The organism is Hymenobacter sp. H14-R3 (assembly GCF_030063445.1).
In the GTDB taxonomy this organism is placed as follows: Bacteria; Bacteroidota; Bacteroidia; order Cytophagales; family Hymenobacteraceae; genus Hymenobacter.
The window spans coordinates 1-1,238 of sequence record NZ_JASITD010000071.1; the positions used below are offsets into that span (position 1 = coordinate 1).

Below are 1,238 nucleotides of genomic sequence, written 5' to 3' on the forward strand. Positions count from 1 at the left end.
TGAGGTGGTCGAGTAAATCTGGACAGAATAGGGCCTTAACTTTCCAACTTCATGAAAGACAGCCCCCCACCTACTAAACGTCGGCGTTACGATGCCGCCTTCCGGGCCGAAGCCCTGCGCCTGGCCGGTGAAAGCCGCTCAACTCAAGCGGCGGCCCGCGCCCTCAACATCGACCCCAAGCGCATCTACAAGTGGCAGCAGCAAGCCCTTACCCCCGTGGCCGCCGCCCGTGGGGCGGAGCTGGACCCAGCCACAGCGGCCGAATTGCGGCAGCTGCGGGCCGCTAATCGGCGGCAGGCCCAGGAGCTGGATATTTTAAAAAAAGCCATTGCCATCTTTTCCGTGACCGACAGCCAATGAGTCGCTACCGCTTCATTGAGGGGCAACGTGCGCAGTATCCCGTGCGCCTACTCTGCCAAGTACTAGGCGTACCGACCAGCGGTTATTATGGCTGGCAGCAAGCTCAAAAACAGGTAGTAAACCAAGAGCCGCCCGCTTGGGAAGCGGCTTTGGTTCAGGTCTTCGCGCACCACAAACGCCGCTATGGTACCCGCCGGCTGCGGGTGGCTCTGCGCCAGAAAGGCTACCAGGTAGGCCGCCAGCGCCTGCGCGCGGCCATGCGTCGGCGGGCCCTGCACGCGCTACAACCTAAGGCCTATACCCCGCGCACGACCGACTCTACCCACGGTCTGCGCTGTGCGCCCAACCGGCTGCTTGACCAGCCGAAGCCTACCCAGGCTAATCGGGTCTGGGTCAGCGATATTACGTACCTACCGCTGGCCAATGGTGACTGGGTGTATCTGTGCGCGTACCAGGATATGGCCAGCAAGCAGGTAGTGGGCTGGCAGGTGGGGGCTTCGATGCCAGAAGAGCTCATTACCAGTGCTTTGCAACGCGCTTTCTGGGCACAACCGCCCACGCCTGGTTTACTCGTCCACTCCGACCGGGGTGGGCAGTATTGCGGCAATGCCTACCGGCAACTGCTGCGCGACCACCAGGCCGTGCGCTCGCAGAGCCGTCGCGGCGATTGCTACGACAATGCCCAAGCTGAAAGCTTATGGTCACGTCTTAAAACGGAGGTCCTCGAACTACGGGAGCGACCCGTTTTTGCCGACCTGGCCGACGCTCAGGCCAGCGTGGCTATTTATTTTGACTACTATAATCACGAGCGTTTGCACTCCAGCATCGCCTATCAACTGCCCTATTATACTCATCAACAGCTTCTTCAGCTTAGTGCC

General features: G+C 60.5%; 2 protein-coding genes. Both read left to right on the forward strand.

The annotated features are described in order from the left end of the window. Nucleotides 1–51: 51 nt before the first annotated feature. A complete protein-coding gene (locus QMK33_RS23320; protein WP_283567033.1) occupies nucleotides 52–360 on the forward strand; it encodes a transposase in 309 nt (102 codons plus the stop codon). Then, nucleotides 357–1,238: IS3 family transposase (locus tag QMK33_RS23325; protein ID WP_283567034.1), on the forward strand; the 882-nt coding region annotated here is incomplete at its 3' end. The genes QMK33_RS23320 and QMK33_RS23325, both read left to right, overlap by 4 nt.